General features: G+C 71.4%; 3 protein-coding genes. All 3 read left to right on the top strand.

Annotated elements, in window-relative coordinates:
* Positions 1-354 (top strand): hypothetical protein (locus G6027_RS16405; protein ID WP_182638082.1); only part of this gene is annotated, 354 nt, incomplete at its 5' end.
* Positions 351-569 (top strand): hypothetical protein, encoded by a 219-nt coding sequence (locus G6027_RS16410; protein ID WP_182638083.1) that lies wholly within the window; start codon positions 351-353, stop codon positions 567-569. The genes G6027_RS16405 and G6027_RS16410, both read left to right, overlap by 4 nt.
* A 186-nt stretch (positions 570-755) precedes the next feature.
* The coding region (locus tag G6027_RS16415) for a hypothetical protein (RefSeq protein WP_182638084.1) at positions 756-3,017 on the top strand (2,262 nt) is incomplete at its 3' end.

Raw genomic sequence — 3,017 nt, forward strand, 5'->3', positions numbered from 1 at the left:
GCCGCCTACGGGGCCGTCGCCGCGGTGGGCGACCCCATGACATGGCCCGTGCGTGTGGCCGTGGCCGCCCCGGTCGTCGCCGTGCTCGTCCTGGCGGTGCGGCGCGGTTGGCACCGTGCCCGCTCTCCCCGCACCCGGAGCGGTATCGCCGTGGGAGGATCCGTGCCGATCATCGTGTGGATGGTTCTGCTCGCTGTCGTCGCGGCGATCCAACTGGGCCACTTCTTCGCCGAGCCGCGCTCGATCTACCCCACACTCAGCTCCCTGTTCGAGGAGCCGCTGTCCTTCTACCCGGTTCGCGCGGTGGCCTTCTCCGTCTGGGCGTGGCTGGGATGGGCCCTGGTGACACGGTGACGCTGTTGCCCGCCGACCGTTCGGCCAATCTCGTCATCTGGGCGGTGGTCTGGGCGGCCGTGGTCGTCTGGGTCGTGGTGACGACCCGGTCCCCCCTCCTGCCCACCTTCGTCGACCTCGTCCGGTTCGTGTGCCGGTTCTGGTTGCTCCGGTGGGCGCTGCTGGCCTTCTGGATCTGGCTGGGGTGGCATCTGCTCGTACGCACCACCGCGTGAGCGCTGCTGCAGGTAAGCGGGCGAAAACCGTAACGTGGGAGGAGAACTCGACCGATAAGCGGTGGGGCCGGTTGAAAGGCCGGGCGTGAGGAGGCTGGTGCGAGCATGGTCCCGAGTCGCCCCTGCCCCGGTGGTGTCGTCCCCCGTCAGCCCCGGTCGCGTTCTCGGGATGGCCATGAGTCCGCTGTGGCCTTGCCAGCGACCGGCCCGTCCTCGCGAACCCTCACGGTCACCGACATTCCCCCGCGCGGCCGTCTGACGGCCACGCTCTCCGGTCCCGCGCGACTGGTGGTGGCGCACGGGCCGCGGATGTCCGGTAAGACGACACTGCTGCGTCAGTGGCTGTCCGGCAATTCCCCCGGTGCCGGAACCACGGCCGGAGTGATCGATCCCGATCCCGAGCTGGTGGGGGACGGTTACTGGCGGCAGGTCGCGGAATCGGTGGGTCGACTGCGCCGGCCGGGCGAAGGCCCGGGTGCTCCGGCCGGGTCGCCGCCGGATGCCTACGGTCAGCTCGGGGACATGCTCCGGCAGTGGGAAGGCCCGCTCACCCTGGTGCTCGACGACCTCCACCTGGCGGTCGACCCGGAGGATCGTCTCCGCGAGCTGGTCCGATGGGCACCGGCCGGTGGATTCCGCATCGTCGCCACCACGCGGGTCGCGATGGACTGGAGCCGCACCGCCGGCGTGCCCGGGGGGACGATCTCCGTCGGCCCGGAGGATCTGATGCTGACGGATGCCGAGCTCGCCACGGTGGTGGATCGAGCGGGGGCGTCCACTCTCAACCAGGTGCCCCTGGCCTCGATCGCGGCCGAGACCGGCCGTATCGCGGGCCTGGTGGGGGTCGGTGTTGAGGCCGTGCGGTCATCCTCCACCTCGCGTGGGGACCCGGCCGACCTCATCCGCGGCGAGATCGACCACGTCATCCTCCGCATCCTGGACGGCGATCCGGACCTCGTCCGACTCCGCGAGGACCTCTACAGAACCGCGGTGGCCGCACCTCTGACCCTGTCCGCGGCGACCGTCGCGGTGGGTGGGTCCGGTGGGCGTGACGCCGCGGCGCGCGACCTCCTGGCCACGGCGGAGCGCCACGGCCTCCTCGTCCGCGAACCCGGGGAGGTGGAGCCCACCTGGAGGTATCCGGGCCCGGTCCGGGGTTCGATCCTCCGTATCGCGCGAGCCGAGGGGCCGGAGCTCCTCCGCGATTCGCGGCTCGCGTTGATCGACCACTCGCTCCGGCACGAGCGACCCCACGCCGCGTTCGTCCTCGCCATCGACGCCGAGCGCTGGGACCTCGTGTTGGAGATCCTCCGGGCGCACTGGACAACCCTCTACCCGTCGAACTTCCTCCAGATGGACGGGGATCTCCGGCGCATTCCGGCCGACGTCCTGGAGAGCGAGCCGCTGTTCGGCACGTTGCGCCGGATGCACAATCAGTTCTCCGCGCCCAAGGACACCCCGGCCCCTGCGCCCGCCATCGACGCGTCTCCCGAGGTGTCCGACGACGCCGAGCGGCTGATGCGGATGATCTCGCTCCGTATCGACGGTCGTTTCGCCGACGCCGCCTCGGAGTACGCCTCGCTGAGCCGCGTCCCGGTCCCGGATCTGGACTCGTCGACGCAGGCGGAGCGGGACGGACCCGCGTTCGTCTTTCTCCACCTGGGTCTGAGTCTGTTCCTGGTGGGCCGGTTCGACGACGCCCACCAGCTGTTCCGCCGGGGGCACCGAATCGGGGCCGGGAGCTTTATCGAACGCGACTCCGCCGGGAAGCTGACGCTGGTGAACGCCCTGCTCGGCCACGTCCGCGAGGCGGAGTCCTGGTGGGACGAGGAGCGGCGCCACCCGCAACTGCCGCCGGACTCGGAGCTCGTCGTGCGACCGGCCGGGATGATCGGCGCGGCGTTGGCGCGGCTCGACCGCCTGGACATCGAGTCGGCCATCGGCCTGATGACGGACCTGGGGGCCCCGGCCGACCAGGAGGAACTGTGGGGCCTCGCGCTCTACGTGTACGGCCAGATCGCACTGGCCACCGGCACCCCGGCTGACGGGCTGCGGTATGTGGAGCACCACATGAGGAGGTTCCCGGGGCTCTGCGACAACGGCGCCGTGGTGAGGCCGCTGCTCGACGCGGTCCGGGCCGACCTGCACCTGGCGATGGGGCACCCGGGCGAGGCCGCGGAGCTCCTCGCGGGGTCGACGCACCCTCTCACCGCCCCGGCTCGCGGCCGGACCCGACTCCACGAGGGTGACCACGTGAGGGCGTTGGAGGTCGTCCGAGCTCACCGAGGGGACCTCCGGTGCACGGCACGGGACTCCGTGGAGCTGTCCCTGATCGGAGCCGCCGCCTCGATCGCCACCTCCGCACGGGAGGAGGCGGTGGACTACCTGGACGGTGCGATCACCACGTCCAGGCTCACGGGGTTGGTCCGTCCCTTCACCACGCTCCCG

The organism is Dietzia sp. SLG310A2-38A2 (assembly GCF_014145095.1).
Lineage (GTDB): Bacteria > Actinomycetota > Actinomycetes > Mycobacteriales > Mycobacteriaceae > Dietzia.